This window comes from Aquimarina intermedia (assembly GCF_008124785.1).
Taxonomy (GTDB): Bacteria; Bacteroidota; Bacteroidia; order Flavobacteriales; family Flavobacteriaceae; genus Aquimarina; species Aquimarina intermedia.
Genome location: NZ_VNHU01000007.1, coordinates 42,957 through 68,003 on the forward strand (window position 1 = coordinate 42,957; position 25,047 = coordinate 68,003).

General features: G+C 38.1%; 19 protein-coding genes. 8 read left to right on the forward strand and 11 right to left on the reverse strand.

The genetic code is table 11. The annotated features are described in order from the left end of the window. Window positions 1-52: 52 nt before the first annotated feature. Entirely contained in the window at window positions 53-190 is a 138-nt protein-coding gene (locus BD809_RS11055) for a sigma factor-like helix-turn-helix DNA-binding protein (protein ID WP_148783039.1), read from the forward strand. A gap of 40 nt (window positions 191-230) precedes the next feature. On the opposite strand, the gene BD809_RS11060 is transcribed toward BD809_RS11055, so the two are convergent. After that, on the reverse strand, window positions 231-1,262 hold the full coding sequence (locus BD809_RS11060) for an aldose epimerase family protein (RefSeq protein WP_148783040.1): 1,032 nt from the start codon (window positions 1,260-1,262) through the stop codon (window positions 231-233). A 186-nt stretch (window positions 1,263-1,448) separates the two neighbouring features. Between BD809_RS11060 and BD809_RS11065 the strand changes: the two genes are divergently transcribed. Beyond that, window positions 1,449-1,880, forward strand: a complete 432-nt coding sequence (locus BD809_RS11065) for a hypothetical protein (protein ID WP_148783041.1) — start codon at window positions 1,449-1,451, stop codon at window positions 1,878-1,880. A 17-nt stretch (window positions 1,881-1,897) separates the two neighbouring features. On the opposite strand, the gene BD809_RS11070 is transcribed toward BD809_RS11065, so the two are convergent. Together BD809_RS11070 and BD809_RS11075 are read right to left on the reverse strand one after the other, a co-directional pair. Further along, on the reverse strand, window positions 1,898-2,836 hold the full coding sequence (locus tag BD809_RS11070) for an EamA family transporter (protein WP_148783042.1): 939 nt from the start codon (window positions 2,834-2,836) through the stop codon (window positions 1,898-1,900). Window positions 2,837-2,873: 37 nt separating this feature from the next. After that, window positions 2,874-3,590 (reverse strand): 3-ketoacyl-ACP reductase, encoded by a 717-nt coding sequence (locus BD809_RS11075; RefSeq protein WP_148783043.1) that lies wholly within the window; start codon window positions 3,588-3,590, stop codon window positions 2,874-2,876. 188 nt (window positions 3,591-3,778) lie between these two features. Here BD809_RS11075 and rlmF point away from each other — a divergent pair, with 188 nt between their 5' ends. Further along, the gene (rlmF, locus tag BD809_RS11080; protein ID WP_148783044.1) at window positions 3,779-4,636 is read left to right on the forward strand and encodes a 23S rRNA (adenine(1618)-N(6))-methyltransferase RlmF; all 858 of its coding nucleotides are present in this window, start codon (window positions 3,779-3,781) and stop codon (window positions 4,634-4,636) included. Window positions 4,637-4,704: 68 nt separating this feature from the next. On the opposite strand, the gene BD809_RS11085 is transcribed toward rlmF, so the two are convergent. Next, window positions 4,705-7,902: a TonB-dependent receptor gene (locus tag BD809_RS11085; protein ID WP_246131516.1), complete on the reverse strand. Its 3,198-nt coding sequence runs from the start codon at window positions 7,900-7,902 to the stop codon at window positions 4,705-4,707. A gap of 84 nt (window positions 7,903-7,986) precedes the next feature. After that, window positions 7,987-9,156, reverse strand: coding sequence for a FecR family protein (locus tag BD809_RS11090; protein ID WP_148783045.1), 1,170 nt, complete (start codon window positions 9,154-9,156; stop codon window positions 7,987-7,989). Between the two features lie 89 nt (window positions 9,157-9,245). On the opposite strand from BD809_RS11090, the gene BD809_RS11095 reads away from it, so the two are divergent. Next, window positions 9,246-9,806 carry an RNA polymerase sigma factor gene (locus BD809_RS11095; RefSeq protein ID WP_170251867.1) on the forward strand — a complete coding sequence of 187 codons (561 nt, stop codon included), beginning with the start codon at window positions 9,246-9,248 and terminating at the stop codon, window positions 9,804-9,806. Window positions 9,807-10,651: 845 nt separating this feature from the next. On the opposite strand, the gene BD809_RS11100 is transcribed toward BD809_RS11095, so the two are convergent. The 6 genes from BD809_RS11100 to proC all read right to left on the reverse strand — a co-directional run bounded on the left by BD809_RS11100 (window position 10,652) and on the right by proC (window position 20,041). Further along, entirely contained in the window at window positions 10,652-12,634 is a 1,983-nt protein-coding gene (locus BD809_RS11100; protein WP_148783047.1) for a heavy metal translocating P-type ATPase, read from the reverse strand. A 45-nt stretch (window positions 12,635-12,679) separates the two neighbouring features. Then, complete coding sequence (locus BD809_RS11105; protein ID WP_148783186.1) at window positions 12,680-13,099, reverse strand: Fur family transcriptional regulator; 420 nt, start codon at window positions 13,097-13,099, stop codon at window positions 12,680-12,682. Between the two features lie 4 nt (window positions 13,100-13,103). Continuing rightward, window positions 13,104-14,309: an efflux RND transporter periplasmic adaptor subunit gene (locus tag BD809_RS11110; RefSeq protein ID WP_148783048.1), complete on the reverse strand. Its 1,206-nt coding sequence runs from the start codon at window positions 14,307-14,309 to the stop codon at window positions 13,104-13,106. A gap of 4 nt (window positions 14,310-14,313) precedes the next feature. Beyond that, complete coding sequence (locus tag BD809_RS11115; protein ID WP_148783049.1) at window positions 14,314-18,654, reverse strand: CusA/CzcA family heavy metal efflux RND transporter; 4,341 nt, start codon at window positions 18,652-18,654, stop codon at window positions 14,314-14,316. 95 nt (window positions 18,655-18,749) lie between these two features. Beyond that, entirely contained in the window at window positions 18,750-19,052 is a 303-nt protein-coding gene (locus BD809_RS11120; RefSeq protein WP_246131517.1) for a DUF6660 family protein, read from the reverse strand. A gap of 185 nt (window positions 19,053-19,237) precedes the next feature. Next, complete coding sequence (gene proC, locus BD809_RS11125; protein WP_148783051.1) at window positions 19,238-20,041, reverse strand: pyrroline-5-carboxylate reductase; 804 nt, start codon at window positions 20,039-20,041, stop codon at window positions 19,238-19,240. Window positions 20,042-20,327: 286 nt separating this feature from the next. On the opposite strand from proC, the gene BD809_RS11130 reads away from it, so the two are divergent. From BD809_RS11130 to BD809_RS11145, 4 genes are all read left to right on the forward strand, one after another. Then, entirely contained in the window at window positions 20,328-20,816 is a 489-nt protein-coding gene (locus BD809_RS11130; protein ID WP_148783052.1) for an acetyl-CoA carboxylase biotin carboxyl carrier protein subunit, read from the forward strand. A gap of 74 nt (window positions 20,817-20,890) precedes the next feature. After that, a complete protein-coding gene (gene accC / locus BD809_RS11135) occupies window positions 20,891-22,333 on the forward strand; it encodes an acetyl-CoA carboxylase biotin carboxylase subunit (protein ID WP_148783187.1) in 1,443 nt (480 codons plus the stop codon). A 3-nt stretch (window positions 22,334-22,336) separates the two neighbouring features. Then, a complete protein-coding gene (locus tag BD809_RS11140; protein ID WP_148783053.1) occupies window positions 22,337-23,878 on the forward strand; it encodes an acyl-CoA carboxylase subunit beta in 1,542 nt (513 codons plus the stop codon). A 164-nt stretch (window positions 23,879-24,042) separates the two neighbouring features. Beyond that, the gene (locus BD809_RS11145; protein ID WP_148783054.1) at window positions 24,043-25,047 is read left to right on the forward strand and encodes a metal-dependent hydrolase; all 1,005 of its coding nucleotides are present in this window, start codon (window positions 24,043-24,045) and stop codon (window positions 25,045-25,047) included.

Here is a 25,047-nt window from a genome sequence, read left to right on the forward strand (position 1 = left end):
AATGCGTACGAACTCCATTTTATAATTCTGACATATATCTCTTCTCAATAATATGAGAGGACTTTCATATGGAGAGGTCGCCGATATGCTTAGTATCTCTGAAAAGACTGTAGAGAGTCATATCGCGCGAGCGTTAAAACGCTTACGCACCGTTGCTACAGAAGTAGATTTATTCTCAATTTTTGTTTAGAATCTAATTTCATTCTTATACACGATAGTTCTCGTTTTTCCTAATCATCAATTCCGAATACAAACACACTGGTATTTTCATAGACTTCTCCTGCTTTCAAAAGTGTTGAAGGAAAATGCGGGTGATTCGGTGCATCTGGATGTTTTTGATTTTCGAAACAAATAGCAGGAAAATCATCATACATCGCGTGGTAAGCATACTTCCATTGTGGAAGCTCCTTAGGTGTAAAAATAACAACAGCTGGCTGGTTTGTAAACACTTCCATTTTGATCCCGGAATGCAACGATTTTAGTACAGCTTTAGGAAGCGCTGTATCCTCGTATATGAAAGTATCGTCTAACCCTTCGATTGTATGTAATTTATTCAACGTTGAAGGTTTTCTAAAATCATAAGCCGTGTTTGCTACAGGTTTTATTATTCCTGTCGGAATCATTTTTGTGTCTACTTCAAGCATTTCTCTACTACTAAGCTGGAGTTCGTGATTTTTAATCGAACCTGCTCCATCCAGATTAAAATACGCATGATTCGTTAAGTTTATTACAGTATCCTTATCAGAAGTTGCTGTATAAATTATCTTTAACTCATTAATCTCTGTTAATTGATAGCTGGCTGTAATTAATACATTACCGGGATAACCCTCTTCCAAATGTTCACTCTTATATTCGAAAACGGCCCTCAAAGTATCGTTATCAATAGCTTTAACTTTCCAGAATTTCCCATCCAAACCATGTTTGCCTCCATGCAAATGAATCCCGTTTTCATGATAAATGGGAAACTCTTGCTCATTGATTCTCAGCACATCGGTTGAGATACGGCCTGCATACCGCCCCACCGTTGCTCCAAGTAAAATGGATTCTCCATTGATATATTTGTCGATATAAGCTCGTGATGATGCTAATCCTACAATAACATTTATTAGCTTTCCTTCTTTATCAGGAGTTTCAAAACTTAGTATGGAAGCTCCGTAATTAGACACTGTTAAACGAGATCCTTTTTGATTCTCAAGTACCAGCGTTTTGATCTCTTTGCCTTTATAGATAACCTTTATATCTTCAATAGTATTTTGTTTCATTAAGAGATGTTACATAGTACAAAACTAAGTACAAATTTACTTCATTAGAAATAACTAAAATATTTTTAATCATGTATTTGAAGTAACATCTTATCAATTATCGATAAAGTTTGTTAATAATCGTATAATCCCTTAGAAATAAACATGATAAACAATTACCAATTGTAATTGTTATACTTTTGCGCCATGCAGTATTTAAAAGACACAATTTTCTACCAAGAAGCTATTCAAGAAATTAACTATGATTTTGGAAATTATTACTTATTCGAAACCTTCGTAATCGGCGAGGTCAATGAGGATGTCGTATATACGTGGAAACATCATGGAAAAAAGGTAGTAGAGGAGTTGAGCCACATATATGACAACAATGGCAAAAACTTAGTGTATATTACTAATAGAGTAAACGCCTACTCTGTTGTACCCAGCGATTGGATCAACTTTTTTAGGCTCAGCTATTCTTTAAGAGCATATGCAGTAGTTAGTAACAACCCAACCACACTATTTAATAGTGCTTTAGAAAAGCTTTTTATGCGAAGTAGAATGAAAAAATTTAAATCTCTCGAAGAAGCTATTGTTTGGGCCAAAAATTTAGCTTCGGAAGATAAAAAAACCGCATAGACTCAAAACATAAACCGTTATTTCAATTTTTTACTTAGGCGTCCGGAAAATCGCGAAAATATCAGAAGTTTTTTCTTTGTATTAATAAAATATACTCCTGTAAGTAATACAACTGCTGCAATCATAGACTGTACGGTAATATTCTCATTTAAAAAGTACCACCCTAAAGTGAGTGCGATGATCGGATTTACATAGGTAGAAGTTGCCACTTTCTCTGGTGATACAACCTTTAGCAAATAGTTAAAAGAAGTAAAGGCCACAATACTTCCAAACACTATTAGTAAGATCATCGTATACTGTACAGGTGTACTCCACACCATTGGTGAAGTCCATGTCTCTCCGAATATAAAGCTTGTAAGCAATAATAGAATGCCTCCGGTAACCATCTGGTATCCTGTATTCACAAAGTAATTCGAAGGTAGATCTGCTTTTGATACAAACAGGCTTCCATACGCCCATGATAACATACACATAAAAATCATAATCATTCCTGCAATAGAATTTTCCTGATTAATAATCGCTTTCTGACTTACCAGTAAATAAACTCCGATGATTCCTAGAATCACCCCTATCATTGACATCAACTTTATCTTCTTGCCTTGTAATATCCGCATTAACAACAGTACGATTAGAGGTTGTGCAGATATTTCGAGTGCCGCAAATCCACTATCCACATAGCGAAGTGCCCATACTACCACACCGTTTCCAAAAGTCAAAAACAGAAAACCCGCAATTACAGTGTTCAAAAATTGCTTGCGAGATATAGCTAGGTTAATTCCTAAAAATTTTGCCAATATAAAAATTAGCACTCCTGCCGTTGTAAACCGAATAGAAGCTAACATAAAAGGAGGTAATTCGGTTACCGCGATTTTATTAAGTAAATAGGTGGATCCCCATATTACATAAATAGAAAAAAATGAAGCTATGATTAAAGTGGGATTACCAGATTTACTCATAGTCCAATAGTGTTATACCGATTTATGTAAATAATCGTTACGGATTTGTTGACCATATACTTGAATTTGTTATCATTACTCTACGGTTCAATTTCAATTGAGCAAGAACCAGCTCTGCTATATCCTCGGGTTGCATAGCGGTCTCAGGGTTCCCATCTGTTAGATTTAAGTCCAACGCCATATCAGTGGCCACCGTACTGGGCAATAATGCACTTACACGAATGTTATGTTTACGTACTTCTTGCATTAAAGATTCTGTAAGTCCAAGAACTCCGAATTTAGAGGCGCTGTATGCACTCGTCATAGCATTCCCTTTGACTCCGGCTGTTGAGGATACATTGAGAATATCACCTGTCTTCTTTTCTATCATAGTAGGTAAAAAAGCACGGGTGACATAATAAGTACCCATCAAATTGATTTTTATAATATCCTCCCATTCGGTAGTGGTTAGATCCATAAAGTTTCCGAATTTCCCTATGCCTGCATTATTTATCAAGATATCTATTGAATTAAAAGCTTGTAAAACTTTTTCTGCTGCCATATTTACCGAATCCATAGAGCCTACATCTGCCGTTACTAGTACCGTATCAACGCCATAACTTTTTGCTTCTTCTGCTACGTTTTCTAGATCTGTAGCTGTTCTTGATAATAAAGCAACATGGACACCTTCTTTTGCCAGAGCCAAGGCTATAGCTTTACCAATTCCCTTACCTGCACCTGTAATTAATGCTTTTTTACCTTTTAAAATTTCCATAATTTATTTTTAGAAAATTGACGAAACTTTATCTTATTTTTTCAAAAGTACACTAAACTTTTAGAGTGCATATTTGTTCGTAGTTTTTTTAGCATATTCTTATACTTTATAGTCTCCAATGACTTGTAAAAAAAAATTGCATAGAAGTTTTATCAACTTAACTGTACCTTTGTATAAAAATCACAAATTTGCATCCAGATAATATTCATCAGAAACCGTACGATTTTAAAGAACTCATAAAAAGTTATGAAGTTTTAAGCTCATTTATTATTACCAATCCAGTAGGAACTCAAACGATAGATTTTGCAAATCCAGATGCTGTATATGCGTTGAATAAAGCACTTTTAATTAGCTATTACGGAATCAAAGCATGGGATATTCCGTCAGGATACTTATGTCCTCCTATTCCGGGTCGTGCGGATTATATCCATCATTTGGCTACTTATTTAAAATTGGATAAAAAGTTAATCAAAGGTTTAGATATTGGCGTGGGCGCTAATTGTGTGTACCCTATTTTAGGTAATCATTTATATCAATGGCAGATGGTTGGTTGTGACAGTGACGCTACGGCAGCAGAAGCGGCTCAAAATATCGTTCGGCTAAACCCCCACCTACAAGATGCTATTCAAATTCGTCATCAAGATAACAAATCAAATATTTTTGAAGGAATTATTCATACAGATGAGTATTTTGATTTTACCATGTGCAATCCACCGTTTCATAGCTCAAAAGAAGAAGCGCAAAAAGCCACCCAGAGAAAAACACATAACTTAAAAATTAAATCCACCGATACGTTAAATTTTGGCGGACAAGCAAACGAGCTTTGGTGTAACGGCGGAGAAGCGCTATTTCTAAAACGTATGATCAAACAAAGTAAATCATACTCAAAACAAGTAGGAGTTTTTACGAGTTTGGTTTCTAAAAAAGAGACCTTACCTAAACTAGATAAACAACTTAAGAAATTAGGAGCTTCTTATCAGATTATTGCTATGGAACAAGGCAATAAGAAAAGTCGATTTATCGCCTGGAAGTTTTCAGCTTTGTAATAAAATTTAAAAAAAACGGACAAAGCTTCACAACCTTGTCCGTCACTGGATAATACAAAAACTCAAACTTACTTTAAGTTAAAACTAAGCCTGGCAAAGAGAAATCTTCCCGAATAGCCAAATTGCTTAGAACGTCTTGAGAACCTAAATCTTCCTCCTGACTGAAATTCTTCGTCAGATTCGTCAGGATATATATCAAAAATATTATTAGCACCAACGGTAATTTTAGTACTGGCAGCTAGTTTAAAACCAACTGCTAAATCCGTAATTACTCTACCAGAATATAGTACATCGACATTTGGATCTACTATATTGGTTGCCTCTTCTACCTCTCCAAAATAGGAGTTACGAAGAAAGAAATTCCATTTGTCCCCAGTTACAAGGTTATGAGATAGATTACCATTCGTATTTGGCACAGCAGATTCTGCAAAGACACGACTCGTATTACTGAAATAGTTTTCAGAAAGACCGGCATCCGCAATTTTATCAGGAATATTAACGGTAGTCACCTCCGTTTCTGAAAAAGTAACAGCTAGAATATTACTCAATTTTGTAGAAGTCCCGATAGAAACCGAGTGATCAACAATAATATCTACCCCTTGAGTTCTTGTATTTATAGTATTTGCAAAAAACTGTGCTCTGGTAGCATTCGCTTCCTCAAACCTTTGTATAAGCTCATCTCCACTAGCTGAAAATTCATCGGTAAGTACTACCCTATCATCAATATCCACACGATATCCATCCAGTGTAAATTTCATACCTAAAGCAGGAATTTTAGCAGTAATACCAGCAGTAAACCCTAAAGAGGTTTCTTCTTTTAACGACTCGATACCAATTAATCTGGCGATTCTCGACGTATTAGAGAAAGTTGCCACCTGCTGTGGTACACCATTCGTAGTAATTGTTGAAGTAGAATTAAAATAAATCTGATGCAAGGACGGAGCTCTAAAACCGGTTTGTACCGAACCACGCAAACTGATAGCTTTCGTAGCTTTTAAGAGAGAAGCAATTTTAAAATTGAGTGTACTTCCAAAATCAGAAAAATCTTCAAAACGCACTGCTCCAGAGACTCTAAACTTCTCAGTGAAATCCGCTTCGATATCTGCATACCCGGCAATCGAATTTCTGTAGACATTAACTTCATTTTGAGGCCTAAATCCAGGAAAAACTTGAATTCCTGCATTGCGATCTCTTCCATAAAAATCTACCGGAACTGTAGAGGTGGGATCTGTGCTATCATGTGGTTTTCCATTTGTATTGAATAGTTCATACGAAACCTCATCCCCTGCATTAATCTGATAATTCTCAATTCGATATTCGGCTCCAAAAGCTACATTCAGCCCTGCAAAAACGTCTTCATAAAACCTGCTCAAATCCAAGTTACTCGTATTCTCAGCATAGCGAAATCCTCCAGCATCGGCCTCAAAAGGGGTTGCAGTTTGCAGCGATGCGTTAGAGGAATTCGTAATTCTGTATGCAAAGTCATTAATTCCTGTAGTATTACTGATATCAATATGCCATTGATTAAGCTTTCCGGAAATACCAAATGACAGTGATTTATCAACAATATTCGAGTTAATTTCAGGTAAAAACCCATTAAGATATACAGGCGTGTATGTTCTCGATTGATTGGGTAGTCGGTAGAATCCGGCAGAATTTCCATTTTTGAAACCTAAACCACCAAAAGCGTATACTTTTACGTTTTCGGCAAATTCATACTCCATATTTCCAAAGAATTCACCTCCCTTTAATTGAGATTGTCCAAAACGAATATTGTAATCACTACGCTCTTGATTTCTTTGTTGTAACTCCACGTCAGTATTATCAAAATCCAACGCAATTCTCATTTCCTCTATTGTATTCGCAGCATTTATATCTGCCAATCTTGCTCCGAGGTTAGCATCTGGAGCAAAGCTTTTAATAGCGTCCAGATCGGTTGGCAATACGATCAGGTCAAAATTATTTTGGGCCGCTACACGTTCTATCGAATTATAACCATTAAAAATGTTTCCGGTAAATTCCTGCATTCTATTAGTTGCGCCTCTAAAATTGAAATTACCTGTCAGGTTAATAAATCCTTTATCGTTTAACGGAATGCCGTAATTGATACCTAGATTATATTTTTCTCCATCTACATTGTTGTCCGGACTTATCTCATCGGTAAAATTTGCACCGGCAGTGAGTTCCAAACTAAGCTCATTGGTCACGTCTTTTAAAACTATATTAATTACTCCTGCTATGGCATCTGAACCATATTGAGCTGCTGCACCATCTTTCAAAATCTCAATACGCTGTATGGCATTGGTAGGAATAGAAGACAAATCTGTCCCTACGTTACCTCTACCAAAACTACCATTAACATTAACAAGGGCAGATTTATGACGTCTTTTCCCATTAATCAATACTAACAACTGATCTGGACCTAAACCTCTTAACGCTGCCGGTTGCACATGATCAGTACCATCGGCTATAGCCTGTGCATTCGATGTGAACGAAGGAGCTGCATAATTCAAGATTTCGTTGACAGTAATTTGTGGAGACGACTGTTTAATCGTGCTTATATCAATTACATCAACAGGTATGGCCGTTGCAACTGTCGCCCTGCTTGGATTTCTAGAACCTACCAATATAACATCCTCGAGTTGTGCAGCTGCGTGTTTCAATTGTATAGTCACTTCATCCTGCCCTGTTACATCCACCTTGGCTGTTTCAAAACCAAGATATGAAACCAATAATATAGCATCCTTCTCAGGTACCTCAATGGCAAATCGCCCGTCAAAGTCAGTTATCACTCCTTTGGTCGTACCTTGTATTTGAACATTCGCTCCGGGTAAAGGATTATTATAAGGATCCAGCACCAATCCCTTTATTTCCCGATACACCTCTTCATCTTCTTTCTTCTGTATATACTTCTTTAATACCACTTGTTTGCCAAGAATAGAATAGGTAATGTTGGTGTTTTTAAAGAGTAGCGGTAATACATTTTCTAACGCTTCCTGCTCAACCTGGATACTTATCCGTTGTTGTAAATCAATCTCCTCATTGATATAAAAGAATTTATATTGAGTTTGCTCCTTTATTTCGGCGATAATCGAAGTAATGGGGGTATTATCAAAACGTAAATTAATGTTGCCTTGTGAAAATCCAGTAGCAGCAATCATTTGAAAAATTGAAAAACTAAACAGAATAAAGGTAATTCGCATTTTTAAAGAGGTGTCGTGACACACTACAGTAAAGTTATGCAGTGCATTAGAGTTTTTTTTCATAATTTTGAAAATATTTGATTGTTAGTTCCTTTTTTAAATAATGATCAATTTTTACTAAGAGAAGTGTTGCCGCACTTCTCTTTTTTATGGATGTATAGTAATTTTCTTTTCTTTTATCGTATACGTAAAATTTAAGGTTTCAGAGAACGTTTTTAGAATTTCATAGATGCTTTCTACATCAAATTCTCCCGTAAATTTAGTTGCCGCCAATACACTATTGTGATTGATTATTTTTACATCATATGCGCGCTCTATTCTTCTAAAAGCTTCTTCAAACGATTCATTCTGTAACATTATTCTTTTCTTCATCCAAGAAGTATAAATGTCCGTGTTAACCTCTTTTTTGTGTATTACGCTATTATTTTTATTATATACTGCCTGATCATTAGGTTTTAGAAATACTTTCTTATGCGGCATATCAGAGCTTGCCAATGCTACAGAACCTTCGACCAAGGTAGTTTTAATCAAAGTATCCTCTGTATAAGAAGAAACATTGAACTGAGTTCCCAACACATTAACATCAATACCCTTTGCTTTTACTATAAAAGGTTTCTCCTTATTTGTTTTCACATCAAAAAATGCTTCGCCCTCAAGATACACCACACGCTTTTTCTCTGATGAAATGAATTTTTGAGGAAATTTTAAGGTACTCCCTGCATTCAACCATACCTGAGTTCCATCAGATAGTACCATCTGAAATTGTTTGCCTTTTGGAATATAAACTTCCATAAACTTTAAGGATTCAAGACCAGCGTCTGAAGTTATCCTAAGTTGATTTTCTTCCTTATTCCCAATAGGATTTCCGTTTTTATCAGTAAGTATTCCATTTTCTGAAGGGTCAATCGTGGTAATGCTACCGTCCGCTTGTTTAATTAGTATCTTATCTTCTGCTATAGCAGCTGTTGAAAACTTTACAGACTTTTTATTCTCAGTTAATGGACTTTCTTGATTTTTATAGAGGTAGATGCTTCCCAAAAGTAAAACTAAGATCGCAGCATATTTTGAAAAACCCTGAATTGTTCGCAGACGAATCACAGATTTTGACCTAGCACTAATTCTTTTAATAAACTTAGCATGTGCTTCGCTTGTATCCACGCAAAGTGGTATTGTCTTACTATATCTTTTTTTGATTGCTTCTTTGAAAAGCGTTCTATTATGAGTATTCAAATCCAGCCACTCATTCAGTTGCATTCGCTCTCCTGAAGAAATTGTACCGTTTAGGTATTTTTGAATTAAGGTTAAAATACTGCTCATATATGTATGCTTTCTATATATATGATGCAGAAATCATAAAAATCCCCTACTTTCTTTTTATTTTTTTTATTTTAGTCGTCGAGTTACGTATGAAAAATAACAACATTCGCATACAAGAATCATTGATTAAAGGGCTTAAAGATGGAAATAAACGGAGTTATCAACTTCTGTTTGAAAACCATTATGCAGACCTCTGTGATTATCTATACAAACTTTCTTCTAATGCCTCATTAGCAGAAGATCTGGTTCAAAATATATTCTTAAGACTCTGGGAGCAACGAACATCCATTCACATAAAAACTTCGTTGCAAGCATATCTCTTTAAAAGCTGTTATAATGAGTATATGACGTATTTGCGTACTCAGAAAAAACAAACCGATTTAGTTACATCTTTAAAGCACGAAGCGGTATGTGAATTGTTTGCAGATTCTCAAACAGAAATAAAAGAAGAAAAAATTGTACAGCTAGAGACAGCTATAGAAACACTTCCTTCAACTTGTAAAAAAGTTTTTAAGCTCAGTAAACTGGAACAGAAAAAGCACAAAGAGATTGCCGAACTTTTAGGTATTTCTACCAAAACAGTAGAAAATCATATTACCAAAGCTTTTCGGTATTTGAAAACAAGTTTTGGCTCGTTTTTATCTTTCTAAATAAGCAAATCATATCTGGTCAAGGTAAGCGAAATACAAAAGATCCTGGTAAGCTCTATATGATCTTATCCTAAAAAAACAACGAAGTATTACCTATCGGAAGGACGCGGTATAAAGCATTGAAAAGTGTATTGGCGATATAGGGAACTTAGTGATTTTATGACCTCCTCCCGTTACACTAGACAGTTGAAATTTTAACTTAAAATTCGTCATTCAAAATTCATAGTTCCGCATTCAAAATTGAAAGACTACCCTTTCCGACCACGCATTGCTTGGTCATCTTTCCTTGCCAAGGGAAAGGAGCAATTTATAGGATAATCTGATTCGAAATCAAATTCTTATGTATACCTTTTTTGTCAGGTCGAGCCCTTCGTCTGCGCTCAGGATAAACTAGAGTCGAGACCTAATTATTTTAACTATAATCAACCTCTCGACTCCGCTCGAGGTGACAGTGAGATCTCAAAGCAGCTTGTCTTGAGCGCAGCCGTAAGGTTCGAAGTTACATGAAACAAGATTCTCCAGTCTTCTACCAAGCTTATAGTAGGGTACATTCAAAACACTTTTACATTTAGTATTTTACATTTGTAATTTTAACTTCTAGATTCAGTGTTCGATATTGATTACGTACCCTTACCGACCGCGTGTTGCTTGGCCACCTTTTCCTGCCAAGGAAAAGGAGCGGTTCTTAGGTGTTTAGATGTAGAGTTAAATTTTAACAAAAATCAACAAACTCAGTGATAGCGTGATTCGCAACTTATGTAAAGTCATTTCGCAATAGGACGAAGCCTTCCACAACCGATGCAAAGCCCTCTGAAATAAAACAGAACCGTCCGCAACTGATGTTTCTATTTTTTTTGCTGATAGCCTAATAAGCGTAGGGCATTTATAACCACAACCAAAGTTGAACCTTCATGAATGGCGACTGCAACCCCTATATTTGCCCAATTTAAGATCGTCGCCGGAATCAACAAAGCAACCACTCCCAAACTAATCCATATATTTTGTTTGATAATTATATGTGCCCGGCGGCTAAGGGCTATAGCAAATGGTAAAATTTCTAATTTATCTGCCATAAGCGCAATATCGGCGGTTTCTAAGGCGACTGCGCTTCCCGCGGCTCCCATAGCAATACCTACCGTACTATGTGCCATTGCCGGAGCATCATTGACACCATCACCTACCATAGCAATTTTGTTTTCTTTTTGTTTTAGTTTTTTAATAGCTGCCACCTTTTCTTCAGGTAACAAACTACCAAAAGCTTCAGTAAGTCCAATTTCTTTTGCTACCGCATCCGCTACATTTTGATTATCACCTGTGAGCATAATCATCTTACGTATTCCTAATGATTTCAACCTTTTCAACGTTTCCTTTGCCGATTCCCGTGCCGTGTCCATTAATCCTAGAATTCCGATAAACTGATCGTCTCTTTTGACCAGCATGGTAGTTTTACCTTGCTTTTCCAAAGATTTTACATTTTCAGAAATTTCTTCCGGAATTGCTACTCCAAGTGCTTGATACAAATCCAGATTACCAATAAAAATATCGCTTCCGCGAAAGCGTGCTTTGATACCTCTTCCTTGTACCGCCTCAAGATCTTCAGCAATCAAATTTGGATTATTAGTTTGTACTATTTGGGAGCCATCGCGAACTACAGCTTTTGCCAAAGGGTGGTCACTTAACTTTTCAACAGCAATAACAGCCTCTAGCAGTGTGATCTTATCAATTTCTGCTAACGGAAATATATCAACCAATTTCGGTTTCCCCTCGGTCAGTGTACCAGTTTTATCAAACGCAATAGCTGTCAACGATCCTAAATCTTCCAGTGGCTTGCCTCCTTTAATCAAGACGCCCCCCTTTGCTGCACGTGCTACTCCGCTCAAGACTGCAGACGGTGTAGATATTGCCAGTGCACAAGGACTCGCCGCAACCAAAACAGCCATCGCTCTGTAAAAACTATCCCTCCAGGATTCATCTATCACTAAAAACGCAAAGTTCAAAACAATCACCAACAAAATTATTGCGGGAACGTATATTCGCTCGAACTTATCTGTCAAGAGCTGTGTAGGTGATTTTTGGGCTTGTGCCTCTTGTACCATGGTTACCAAACGGCTTAAAGTGGAGTCTTGTGCCTCTTTTAGCACACGTACTTCTAGGACATTATTACCATTAATAGTTCCCGAAAAGACTCGACTCTCTTTGGGAATATCGTTTTCGGAATTGTATGTAACAGTTGTATCTGCTATCGCTCTTTTATCTACGGGGATACTCTCCCCTGTAATGGGTGCTTGGTTAATACTACTTTCTCCTTTAATAACAACGCCATCTGCAGCTATTTTACTATTGGGTCGAACCACCACTATATCGCCAGCTTTGAGTTCACTAATGGCTACTTCTTTCGTTTCTCCATTGGTTTTAAGCAGCGCTATTTTTGGAGCTAAATCTGTAAGCGCAGCTATTGATTTTCTGGCTTTACCCATAGCATAATGCTCTAAAGCATGACCCAAACTAAAAAGAAATAACAGCAAAGCACCTTCTGCCCATTTATCTAAAAAAGCTGCGCCTGCCGCGGCTACAATCATCAAAAAGTCAATTTCGAATTCGCCATGTTTGATTTTCTCTAAAGCTTCTTTCACCACGTAGAATCCTCCAAAAAAATAAGCTAAAATATAGAGAATTAGAATTAACAGATCAGGGAGGTTAGCGAATAGTTCTAACAAAAACCCGGTACCTAAAAATACTCCGCTTGCTAAAGAAAAATGGAGTTCTGTGTTTTTTCCTAAAATGCCATTATGTTCTTGCTCACGACTGCAGCCCTTTGCTTCTTTCATATTATTCTTTTACTGTTTTAATAGGTCCTCTAAAATTACTTAATCTTATGGTATGCTAGTGCATGTATCACAGGTTCCTTTAATCACTAAATTTACATTATTTGCTGTAAAACCTTCGGGTAAATTAATTTTCGGAATTTTATGATCGGTCAGGCATACTGTTTTTCTGCAGGCTGAACAATAAAAATGCATATGCAGGTCCTGTCCCACCTCACACTTACAATGTTCTTCACACATCGCATATTTTACTACGCCACTACCATCATCAATAGGATGTACAATTCCTTTATCTTCAAAGGTTTTTAAAGTTCTATAGAGGGTGGTGCGATCTGATCTGTCAAATGCTTGTTCAATATCCGAGAGCGAGACTGCAACGTTTTTCCTATTTAAAAAACGATAGACCAACAACCGCATGGCGGTAGGCCGTATTTTTTTATCCTGTAATTTTTTATCAATTGAACGCATTGTATTAGTGACTATGGGCTGCATCTCCTTTTTTCATTTCTGCCATCAGATAATAGGCATTGTTCTGCACAAACAGTGTTTCTTGAGCTATCGGTTCTAAAAACTGAACACCAACCCATTCTCCATCTCGCTGTCCGAGCAGCACTTCTTTAGGTTTAAAGCTCCAATCAATGCCTTCTCGCTCTGCAGTAAATACGTAATAGCGATCGCCATCTTTACTTACTGCGCTTTCCGGTAGTGCAAGTGTTTTTGAAACACCTACTTCTATTCTCCCCTGAATATACATACCCGGAATCAATTTGTCTTCTTTGTTTTCGATCTCGGCATGCACGTGTACCGCTTTGGGCCCTTCCTCAAAAGTTTTACTGATGGAATAAATTTTTGCGCTTAGCTCAACACCGGGTAAGGATTGCACTTTGAAACGAACTTCCTGACCTTTACTGACCTTGTGCACATCTCTCTCAAATACCATGAGGTCCGCATGTACATGATGCGTATTTACGATTTCGATCAAATTGGTTTGCGGCTCTACATACTGTCCAGTTTTTATATTGACCTTTTCTACAAAGCCCTCGATGGGACTTCGCAAAGCGATACGCTGATAAATAGTACCATTACGTACGCCCGTGGGATTAATATTGTATTGTTTTAATTGCGCTTCAAGACCTTGTACCATCCCATTAGCCGCCATATATTCTGATTTTGCATTTTGATAGTTCATCCCTGATCCTACTCCCGCATCATATAATTTTTTTTGACGGGCAAACTCAGATTTTAGAAATTCACTTTTAGTATACGCATTGAGATAAGTCGTTTGTTTTTCGATCAAATTAGGATGGGATACATACGCCAACACCTGATTTTTTTTAACCTGATCGCCCTCAATCACAGCTATGGATGCGATATTAGCACCAATCATAGCCGTTACATTTGCCTCATTTTGTGGTGGCACTTCTAACTGTCCGTTAGCCTCAACAAAACCGGTAAGGCTTCTCTCACTCAGCGTATCCAATTTGAGCTGTAAGGCATCAAACTGTTGCGCGGTAAACATCGCTTCTTTAACATTGTTGCGAGGGGCTGTCTTTTTTTCCTGCGTCATGACAGTAGTCTCCCCAGAAGACGGATCTTCATCTTTTTGTTGTCCGCAAGCACATAACAGTAGTATTACTGTTGCTAGCGGAATACGTATATATATAAAATGTTTCTTCATGTTGTTATTTTTTGAAATAGTGTAGTTCAAATAGTGCCTCTAAATACTTACTAAGTACTTGTAATGATGATTCTTCTGTTTGTATCGCTTCCCGAATCAACAATGTAAATGCCGAATAATCCAGTGCACCTTCTTTATATCCCAACAAAGCTCCTTTGCGCTGTGCTTGGGCTAAAGGAACGGCTTCTGTTGTATAAAAATCTTGGGTAGCCTTCCATTTTTCAAAATTTTGAAGCGCTTGTCGCTGTCGTGATTCAAAGTGTCGCTGACTAAAGGCTGAAGATTCCTGAGCGATATAGGTATCAAGTTTTGACGCTTTTATAGTTGACCGGTTTTTGCCATCGAAGAAAGGAAAGGAAAGTCCTACCTGATAACTATAAAAATTGGAAGTTCCATTAACTTCTTGCAGCCCACCTTGTAGATTTAATTTGGGAAGCCTGTCAGAGCGTGCTGTACGATATCCTGCTTGTGAAACTTCGAGACGCTCTTGTATAATCTTAAGCTCCGGATGCAAAGTTTTCTCGATACTTCCCAAAAACATCAGTGCATCGGGAGCGATGGTATCGGTTACGGTATAAAACATCGTGTCGCCCAACCACAAATTGAATTGTTCTAAGGCAATCGTATAATCATGCGCCAGTTGCTCCATTTTATTTTGGATCTGCGCAGCTTGATTTTGTGCGGCTTTAAACTCCAATTTCGAGATAGCTTCTACTTCATAATTCAACGCTACGGCTTTAGAAAAATTACTGTATATGGAATCCAGTTCTTTATATAAGGCAAGTTTTCTTTTTGCTAAATAGACAGCAGTCCATAGTGTTTTTACCTCCTTTTCTACCTCAAGCACAGATTGATCATAAAATGCCTCTGCTAACAGTACACGTTTGTTCTGGAGTCTTTTTTTTGCTGTGATTCCAAAAAGATCAATATTCGATTGCCCTACACCAACAAGCGTATAAATTCCGCGAGTCTCATTTATTTCTTCTCCTCCCGTGAAAATTTTGGTAGTTCCAAAATCATATGCTGCACGTTGTTGCGCTACTTGTTTATCTATTTCTAATTGTCGTATTTTTAATAACGGATAATTATCTTTTGCTAAGGCTATTGATTGTTCTAAAGAAATCTCCGGATATTGATTTTGAATACTTTGCGCTTCCGCGGAAGCTGAATAGAAGAACAGTACACCCACAAATGATGCTACAATAACGGACTTTTTTAGGAGGAATCGTTTTTTAGAACGCTTTTCAATCCATTGGTAACATATGGGCAGTACAAAGAGGGTTAATAAGGTGGAAGTCACCAAGCCACCTATCACTACTGTTGCCAAAGGGCGTTGCACCTCTGCCCCTGCCGATGCTGATATCGCCATAGGTAGAAAGCCCAGAACATCGGTTAACGCGGTAAGCATGATAGGACGTATTCTTCGTTTTGTACCCTGCACAATTCGATCTTTTAAATTTGTGACACCTTCATCTTTTAATTCATTGAGTCCGCTTATCATAACGAGTCCATTAAGCACTGCGACGCCAAATAAAACTATAAAACCAACGCCTGCCGAAATACTAAAGGGCATATCCCGCAACCATAAGGCAAAAATACCTCCGATAGTCGCCATAGGAATCGCCAAATAAATCATGAGCGTTTGAGAAAAGGATTTTAAGGCAAAATAAATCAATATAAAGATGAGCAATAACGCAATAGGAACAACGGTTTGTAACCGTTTGCTGGCTCTTTCCAAATTTTCAAAAGCACCACCATATCGAATAAAATAACCGGGAGGCAAAGTAAAGTTTTGATCGAGACGTTCTTTTATCTCTTCGACTACCGATTGCACATCACGTCCCCGAATATTGATCCCAACATACGTTCTACGATTCGTATTATCACGACTTATTTGCATCGGTCCCTGTTCATACCGTACACTGGCTATCTCGCGTAAAGGAATCTGGGATCCACCCGGTAAGGTCACAAACAGCTCCTGAATATCGTTAATACTAGTCCGATCCTCCTTTTGAAAGCGTACCACCAGATCAAATCGTTTTTCACCCTCAAAAATAACCCCTGCTTTACTTCCTGCAAAGGCTGCCTGAATAGTTGAATTGACTGTTTTAATATTGAGACCATATTGCGACAGCTTATCTCTATTATAACGCACCGTAATTTGAGGGAGTCCATCGGTAGCCTCTACTTTGTAATCGGCAACCCCAGGGACCTTACTTATAATGTTCCCCATTTCTTCAGCTTTGCTGGAAAGCACATCTAGGTCTTCGCCAAACAACTTAATAGCAACATCTTCCCGTACCCCGGTAAGCAATTCGTTAAAACGCATCTCGATAGGTTGGGTAAATTCAAAATTAACGCCGGGAAGTATGCTGATCTCTTCCTTAATTTTTTGAACCAGTTCTTCTTTCGTTTCCGCCGAAGTCCATGCATCCATGGGTTTAAGGATCGCAAATACATCGGCTATGTCCATTGGCATGGGGTCAGTCGGTACATCTGCGACACCGATGCGACTCACTACAGTCTTCACTTCGGGAAATTTGGCCTTAATTATCTGTTCTATTTTGGTGGTGGTCGCTATGGTTTCCTGTAAGGAGCTTCCGGGTTTTAAAATTGCGTGAAATGCAATATCTCCTTCATCGAGATCGGGTATAAATTCGCCTCCCATGCGACTAAATGTAAACAGCGCTATTCCAAATAACAGGATGGAAACGCCTATAATCAGTTTGCCTTTTCTAAGGGATTTAATTAGTACGTTCTCATATTTTGATGCTATCCAATACACAAATCTGTCACCATATGATTTTTTTGAATGTGATACTTTTCTAATAACCAATGAAGTCACCATAGGGACATAGGTCAGACATAAAACCATCGCTCCCAACATGGCAAATATAAATGTAAGTGCCATAGGTCGAAACATTTTTCCTTCCACCCCTTCCAGCGCTAAAATCGGTAAAAAAACGATGAGAATTATTAACTGCCCAAAAAATGCGGTGTTCATCATTTTTTTGGAAGCTTTTGCGGTGATCGTATTGCTTTCTTTTGAGGTAAGCTTGCGGACCTTGTCCTTTACGCTGTATCGATAGATTATAAAGACGGTACTCTCAACAATTATCACGGCACCATCCACTATAATTCCAAAATCAATCGCACCCAAACTCATGAGATTGGCCCACACATCAAAAATATTCATAAAGATAAAGGCGAATAGCAATGATAACGGAATTGTCGAAGCAACAATGAGTCCTGCTCGCCAGTTACCTAACAAGAGAACCAACACAAAAATGACGATAAGTCCACCCTCTAGTAAATTACTAAACACGGTAGTTGTCGTTTTTTGAATAAGTTCACTACGATCCAGAAAGGGTTCGATGACAACACCGTCCGGCAGAGATTTTTGGATTTGACGCATCCGTTCTTTCACTTCTGCAATTACAGCATCAGAGTTTGCACCTTTGAGCATTAAAATCATACCACCTACTGCTTCGCCTTTCCCATCTTTGGTCAAGGCTCCGTATCGTACAGCACTTCCTAAGGTCACAGTACCAATATCTTTAATCCGAATAGGGATATTATTTACTGTTTTAATGACCATGCGCTCTATATCACTAACCGTTCTGGCAAGTCCCTCTCCTCTTATAAAGTTTGCTTGATGATTTCTTTCAATATAGGCGCCGCCTGTATTTTGATTGTTATTATTTAGTGCTGTAAACACTTCTGATATGGTGATACCAATCGCCCGCAATTCGTTGGGATTGATTGCAACCTCGTATTGTTTTTTATTCCCTCCAAAGGCATTTACTTCGATGACACCGGGTACCATTGCCATTTGACGTTTGATAATCCAGTCCTGCATGGTACGTAGCTCTGTCGTAGTATATCTATCTGTATAAGCTTCCTCTACTGTTAAAGTATATTGGTAGATTTCGCCTAATCCCGACGAAATGGGACCCATAGTAGGTTCGCCAAAACCTTCAGGAATTTGGTCTTGCACTTCGGATAACTTTTCGGCAACTAACTGCCTTGGTAAGTAGGTGCCAACGTCGTCATCAAAAACAATGGTAACTACCGATAATCCAAATCGTGAAATCGATCGAATTTCTTGGACATTGGGTAAATTACTCAGGGCAACCTCTACCGGATAGGTTACAAATTGTTCAATATCCTCGGTTCCCAAATTTGGAGATTGCGTGATGACTTGCACCTGATTATTAGTAATATCAGGAACGGCATCGATGGGAACTTGGGTTATACTCCATATCCCAACGCCAATAAGTACGCAGGTGAGTAACCCAATAATAAATTTATTTTGGATTGAAAAATCAATGATTTTATTAATCATGAACTATGTATTAATTCAGTTAAAACTAAAAGAATAGCTTTCGCGATAGCGAAAACCAGTATAGTAAGGACATAGGTGTCCTAAAAAGAACTGAATTATACCCTGGGAGGTTGTAAAATGGTATGAGGTATATCTTTGCCCAAACTATCAAAGTGTACAAACACCTCTGAGGTAATTTCGGTAATAATAGGCGCAAATGCGATCATATTAAAATTGATAGTATGTACATGACAGCAGTGACATTGACAGAAGGGAGAACACAACTCTGCGGAATCATGGGTATGATCATCCTCCAATTCAGCAGCAATCTCTATAGCTGCCTCCTCTGAATGCTCTTCGGCATCACTGCACGCCAGAAAGTTGAGTGACAAAAAATAAATGGATAGTATGACGGTCATAATTTTCACATGACAAAAATACAAATAAAATGATGCACAACTGTTGCAAAAGGTATTTTGAATAAATGAAAGTTTTAATTAGTTTGAGGTTTTAAATGCCCTTCCCTCGAGGGAAGGGTTAGGGATGGGTGTTCTAATCTATGACTCGTCCTAAAAAAAGTTTACTTTACTTGAGCTTTTAAACTCTACTCCTCCCCTAACTCAACCGCTCTATGAAACGCGGCAAAAGCAGCTTCTTTTATCAATTCGTTTACATTATTATCCTCCATAGAGTCCAGAGCAGCACGTGTTGTACCACCTTTAGATGCTACACGCTCCATCCATGAATTGGGAGAGAGATCTGATTGGTTAAAAAGTTCCACCGCTCCTGTAAACGTCTGACTAACCAAGTCTTTAGAATCATCTGCTGAGAATCCCATTTGCAATGCAGCCTCCATCATGCTCTGCATAAAATAAAAAACATATGCGGGACCACTTCCGGAGATCCCTGTAGAGGCATCGATGTATTTTTCATTTCTTACCTTTATAGTCTTCCCTGTAGTACACAATAAGTCTTCTATGGTTAATAATTCTATTCGCGATACTTCCTCAGAAGCGGTGTAGGAGGTTAAACCTTTACCAATTTGGGCTGGTAAGTTAGGCATGGCACGCACAACCTTAGGCAACCCTATTTCATCTTGCATGGTTTGTATTGTAACCCCGGCCATAATCGAAATTACAATCTGTCCTTCAAAAACTAGCGATTTTAATCGGGTAAATAAATCTGTACTATGATAAGGTTTTACTGCTAAAAAAATTAAATCGGCTTTTGGTACGCAATCTTCCGGTCTGTGAAAAACATCAAAATGAGATATTTTATCTAAGCGTGTTCGCGTTTCTTCTGAGTTGTCCAGGATCATAATATTACGCTTCTTTAAAATTTTTGATTTTGACATGGCTTCAGCATATGTCAAACCCATGTTTCCTGCACCTATTACTAATACTTTCATTCGATTGTTTATCATTTTTATTAGAATCCATAGTATAACGTTTTTTTTCCGTTTCTTAAAATTTGAATTGCTTTACGCCACTCCAACAATACAATCATGCTAGCAATACTTGCATACAATCCCAAGTAAATTCAAAATTTCTCAAAGAAATCCTCCATTTTAATCATTTATCGCAAAAAAAATAACTAAAAAACTATTTTACTACTAAAAATGCGATCAAAATCCCGAAAGCATTATGGTATGCTCTACCGAATACATTATATTTACTCTCTAAAATATTTCTCATATGACGACTAATAATTTCAAAGTTAAAGTGGATGACACTTTCGAATTTGATTTTAATGATACAACTCTATCCGAAATTGACGCAGTTGCTACCGGTAAGAATTCATATCACGCATTGGATAAATCCAAATCATTTCACAGCGAAATCATTGATCAAAATTTTACTGACAAAGAATATACAGTTCGTGTGAATAACACCGATTTCAAAGTTCATATTGACAATGCCCTGGATATAGCAATCAAGGCAATGGGTTTTACCATAGGTGCAACCAAAAACGTAAATTCAATCAAAGCTCCTATGCCGGGGTTAATTTTGGATGTTCAGGTACAAGTTGGAGATACCGTAACACAGGACACTCCTTTACTAATTTTAGAGGCTATGAAAATGGAAAATCTTTTATCTTCTCCTCGGGATGGCGTTATTAAATCTATCACAGCAGCTGTTGGTGACGCTGTAGACAAAGGACAACTCTTAATTGAATTTGAATAATCAATGCATTATAACTGAAAGTTTATAGCAGTATAAGAATCAACATTTTCTATTCTATGAAATCAAAAAAAAATATACATAAAATACTGATTGCCAACCGTGGCGAAATTGCCATTCGCGTTATGCGAACTGCCAAAAAAATGGGAATCCGCACCGTGGCGGTATACTCGACCATTGATCGCAACGCTCCACATGTGCGCTTTGCAGATGAAGCGGTACTTATTGGGGACGCACCCTCCAATAAATCCTATTTGTTAGGAGATAAAATTATTGAAGTTGCAAAGCGTCTCGACGTGGATGCCATACATCCAGGATACGGTTTTTTGAGTGAAAATGCTGAATTTGCGGAAGCTGTGACTGCAAGCGGACTTATTTTTATTGGTCCGGAATCCAAGGCCATTAAAGTGATGGGTAGCAAACTCGCCGCTAAAGATGCGGTAAAAGCATATGATATTCCTATGGTTCCGGGTATCGACGAAGCTATTACAGATGTGGTAAAAGCAACTAAAATTGCTAACGAAATTGGGTTTCCAATCCTAATCAAAGCATCAGCCGGTGGTGGTGGTAAAGGGATGCGTGTGGTAGAGAAAGAAAGTGATCTCGAATCACAAATGCAACGAGCCATTAGCGAAGCTGTATCTGCCTTTGGTGACGGATCCGTGTTTATTGAAAAATATGTTGGATCTCCGAGGCATATCGAGATACAGGTTATGGCAGATGAACATGGTAATGTGATTCATCTGTTTGAGCGTGAGTGTAGCGTACAACGACGCCATCAAAAAGTAGTTGAAGAAGCACCTTCGGCCGTCTTAACACCTGCGTTACGTCAGAAAATGGGAGAAGCTGCTGTAAAAGTCGCTAAAGCCTGTGATTATGTAGGAGCGGGTACGGTTGAGTTTCTTCTGGATGAACAACATAACTTCTACTTTCTTGAGATGAATACTCGTTTACAGGTAGAGCATCCGGTGACCGAGCTTATCACCAACTTGGATTTAGTTGAACTTCAAATAAGGGTGGCACGTGGCGAAAAACTACCGCTTCAACAAGAGGAAGTACAACTTAAAGGGCATGCCTTAGAATTGAGAATTTATGCCGAAGATCCGTTGCATGACTTTTTACCGAGTGTAGGAAATCTGGAGGTCTATCAATTACCACAAGGTGAAGGTATCCGTGTGGATAATGGATTTGAGGAGGGTATGGATATTCCAATTTATTATGATCCAATGCTGGCCAAATTAATTACTTATGCCGATACGCGAGAAGAAGCTATTCAACGTATGATTGATGCTATCGCACAATATCAGGTAAAAGGAGTGGAAACTACTTTACCGTTTGGAAAGTTTGTTTGTGAACATGAAGCGTTCAGAAGTGGAAATTTTGATACACATTTTGTAAAGAATTACTACTCTGCCGAATTTTTACACCAAGAAATTGAGGAAGAAGCCAAAGTTGCTGCCATGATAGCCTTGCAACATTATTTAAAAGATCAAAAAAAATTACGCTTACCGATACATTAGACTATGGAATCCAAAATAAAAACTTTAGAAGAGAAAATTGATAAAGCCCATTTAGGGGGTGGTGAACATCGTATTGCAAAACAGCATGAAAAGAAAAAACTTACTGCACGTGAGCGTGTGAACTATTTGCTAGATGAGGGTTCGTTTGAAGAGATCGGAATTCTTGTAACACATCGTACCACCGACTTTAATATGGACAAAGAACTATATTATGGTGATGGTGTAATTACAGGTTACGGAACGATTGCAGGTCGATTGGTGTATGTGTTTGCACAGGATTTCACCGTGTTTGGCGGTGCCTTATCAGAAACGCATGCCGAAAAAATTTGTAAAATAATGGATTTGGCAGTTAAAGTGGGGGCACCATTGATTGGCCTTAACGATTCTGGTGGCGCACGTATACAAGAAGGCGTACGTTCTCTTGGTGGATATGCCGATATATTCTATCGTAATGTACAAGCATCGGGGGTGATCCCACAGCTATCTGCTATTATGGGACCTTGCGCCGGGGGCGCCGTATATTCTCCTGCGATGACAGATTTCACCCTGATGGTAGAGGATACAAGTTATATGTTTGTTACCGGACCTAATGTTGTAAAAACGGTTACGAATGAAGAAGTAACCTCTGAAGAACTTGGAGGTGCCAGTACACACTCAACCAAGTCGGGAGTCGCTCATATCACTTCTGCCAATGATGTACAGTGTCTGGAGGATTTAAAAAGCTTACTGAGTTATATGCCTCAAAGTAATGCCGAAAAAGTACCGGCACTACCTTATACCCTTGGTGACGAAATACGTGAGGAATTGATGGATATTATCCCGGAGAATCCTAACAAACCGTATGATATGCATGAGGTAATTAGCGGAATTATCGATACCGATTCTTTCTTTGAAGTACATAAGGATTATGCTGAAAATATAATTGTAGGTTTTGCGCGTATAGGCGGAAAAAGTGTTGGAATAATAGCTAATCAACCCCTATTTCTTGCCGGTGTACTGGATGTAAACAGTTCGAAGAAAGCAGCACGATTCACACGTTTTTGTGACTGTTTTAATATACCATTGTTAGTGTTGGTTGATGTACCGGGCTTTTTACCGGGTACCGATCAAGAATGGAATGGTATTATAGTACACGGTGCCAAATTATTGTATGCGTTAAGCGAAGCGACTGTTCCAAGAGTAACGGTGATCACTCGTAAAGCATATGGTGGTGCGTATGATGTAATGAACTCAAAACATATTGGTGCAGATCTTAACTTTGCGTGGCCATCTGCCGAAATCGCAGTGATGGGAGCCAAAGGTGCCAGCGAGATTATTTTCAGAAAAGAAATAAGCAAAGCTGACGATCCGGCTGCAAAACTAGCCGAAAAAGAAGCAGAATATGCCGAAACTTTCGCTAATCCTTATAAAGCAGCACAACGTGGTTTTATAGACGAAGTTATTCTGCCAAAAGATACGCGTCGTAAATTAATTAAAGCGTTTAGCATGTTGGAGCATAAAGAAGTGTTGCTTCCGAAGAAAAAGCACGGCAATATCCCTTTATAACCAACTAGATAAAAGGAGGGGGTCTATAAAGTTAATTCTATTGTCAACTCGAGCGGAGTCGAGAGATATTTATCCTTGATTTTGACTACATTTCGACTCCGCTCAATGTGACATTTAATTTAAAAATTTATTTTTCACACACCCTCTTTAAAAAACAAACAACTATGGATTCGTTGACTCAAATTGTACTGGGTGCTGCGGTGGGCGAACTTGCTCTGGGTAAAAAGATAGGCAACAAAGCCATCCTTTGGGGCGCTATAGCTGGTACCATTCCCGATTTGGATGTCATAACCAAATGGTTTTTTGATCCTGTACGTGCCAACGAATTGCATCGTGGTTTTTCACACTCTATTCTCTTTAGCCTCCTTGCAGCGCCACTCTTAGGTTGGGTGCTTGCAAAATTATATAAAAATTCACACGCCACTTGGCGAGATTGGACGCTACTCATGTTTCTGGGATTGTTTACGCATCCCTTGCTCGATGCATTTACAACTTGGGGCACACAACTATTCTGGCCGTCGCCATACAAAGTGTCTTTTAAATCTATATTTGTTATTGATCCATTATATACACTTCCTTTTTTACTTTGTGTAGTATTAGCCATGCGGCTTAAACGTGAGAACCCCAAACGTAGATATTATGCAAAAAGCGGACTTATCATTAGTAGTTGTTATCTAGTGCTAACTGTAGCTATAAAGGGATATACATATAGTAAATTTGAAGCGAGTCTGATCGCACAAAATATTGAGTATCTAGACATTCAGACCAAACCTACACCGTTTAACAGTATCTTGTGGACTGCCAATGTACAAACTGCAGATGCGTATCATATAGGCTATTATTCTATTTTTGATCGGACTGATACCATTGAATTTAGTATCATTCCAAAAAATCATCACCTTTTGGGCGCCTCAAGAGAGCATCCTTTGGTTGAAAGGCTCATCAAACTTACTGAGGGCTGGTACACCATTGATCAACAAGAAGACTCACTTCTTTTTAATGATTTACGCTTTGGTCAATTAGACTTTGAGGATCCTGAGAGTCCCTTTGTGTTTAGTTATGAGCTATATTACAATGATAATGAATTGCACGCTAAAGAACCTGAAAAGAAATTTCGAGATGGGTATGCCTTGCTCAAAAAGCTCTTTAATCGTATGGGCGGAATTTAG

Bases quoted from the DNA above. Each gene is read 5' to 3' on its own strand.
- BD809_RS11065 (WP_148783041.1), top strand. From the start codon at position 1,449: ATGCAGTATTTAAAAGACACAATTTTCTACCAAGAAGCTATTCAAGAA.
- BD809_RS11090 (WP_148783045.1), bottom strand. From the start codon at position 9,156: ATGAGCAGTATTTTAACCTTAATTCAAAAATACCTAAACGGTACAATT.
- BD809_RS11100 (WP_148783047.1), bottom strand. From the start codon at position 12,634: ATGAAAGAAGCAAAGGGCTGCAGTCGTGAGCAAGAACATAATGGCATT.
- BD809_RS11060 (WP_148783040.1), bottom strand. From the start codon at position 1,262: ATGAAACAAAATACTATTGAAGATATAAAGGTTATCTATAAAGGCAAA.
- BD809_RS11055 (WP_148783039.1), top strand. From the start codon at position 53: ATGAGAGGACTTTCATATGGAGAGGTCGCCGATATGCTTAGTATCTCT.
- BD809_RS11145 (WP_148783054.1), top strand. From the start codon at position 24,043: ATGGATTCGTTGACTCAAATTGTACTGGGTGCTGCGGTGGGCGAACTT.
- BD809_RS11140 (WP_148783053.1), top strand. From the start codon at position 22,337: ATGGAATCCAAAATAAAAACTTTAGAAGAGAAAATTGATAAAGCCCAT.
- BD809_RS11085 (WP_246131516.1), bottom strand. From the start codon at position 7,902: ATGAAAAAAAACTCTAATGCACTGCATAACTTTACTGTAGTGTGTCAC.
- BD809_RS11075 (WP_148783043.1), bottom strand. From the start codon at position 3,590: ATGGAAATTTTAAAAGGTAAAAAAGCATTAATTACAGGTGCAGGTAAG.
- proC (WP_148783051.1), bottom strand. From the start codon at position 20,041: ATGAAAGTATTAGTAATAGGTGCAGGAAACATGGGTTTGACATATGCT.
- BD809_RS11130 (WP_148783052.1), top strand. From the start codon at position 20,328: ATGACGACTAATAATTTCAAAGTTAAAGTGGATGACACTTTCGAATTT.
- BD809_RS11115 (WP_148783049.1), bottom strand. From the start codon at position 18,654: ATGATTAATAAAATCATTGATTTTTCAATCCAAAATAAATTTATTATT.
- BD809_RS11110 (WP_148783048.1), bottom strand. From the start codon at position 14,309: ATGAAGAAACATTTTATATATATACGTATTCCGCTAGCAACAGTAATA.
- BD809_RS11095 (WP_170251867.1), top strand. From the start codon at position 9,246: ATGAAAAATAACAACATTCGCATACAAGAATCATTGATTAAAGGGCTT.
- BD809_RS11070 (WP_148783042.1), bottom strand. From the start codon at position 2,836: ATGAGTAAATCTGGTAATCCCACTTTAATCATAGCTTCATTTTTTTCT.
- BD809_RS11120 (WP_246131517.1), bottom strand. From the start codon at position 19,052: ATGACCGTCATACTATCCATTTATTTTTTGTCACTCAACTTTCTGGCG.
- BD809_RS11105 (WP_148783186.1), bottom strand. From the start codon at position 13,099: ATGCGTTCAATTGATAAAAAATTACAGGATAAAAAAATACGGCCTACC.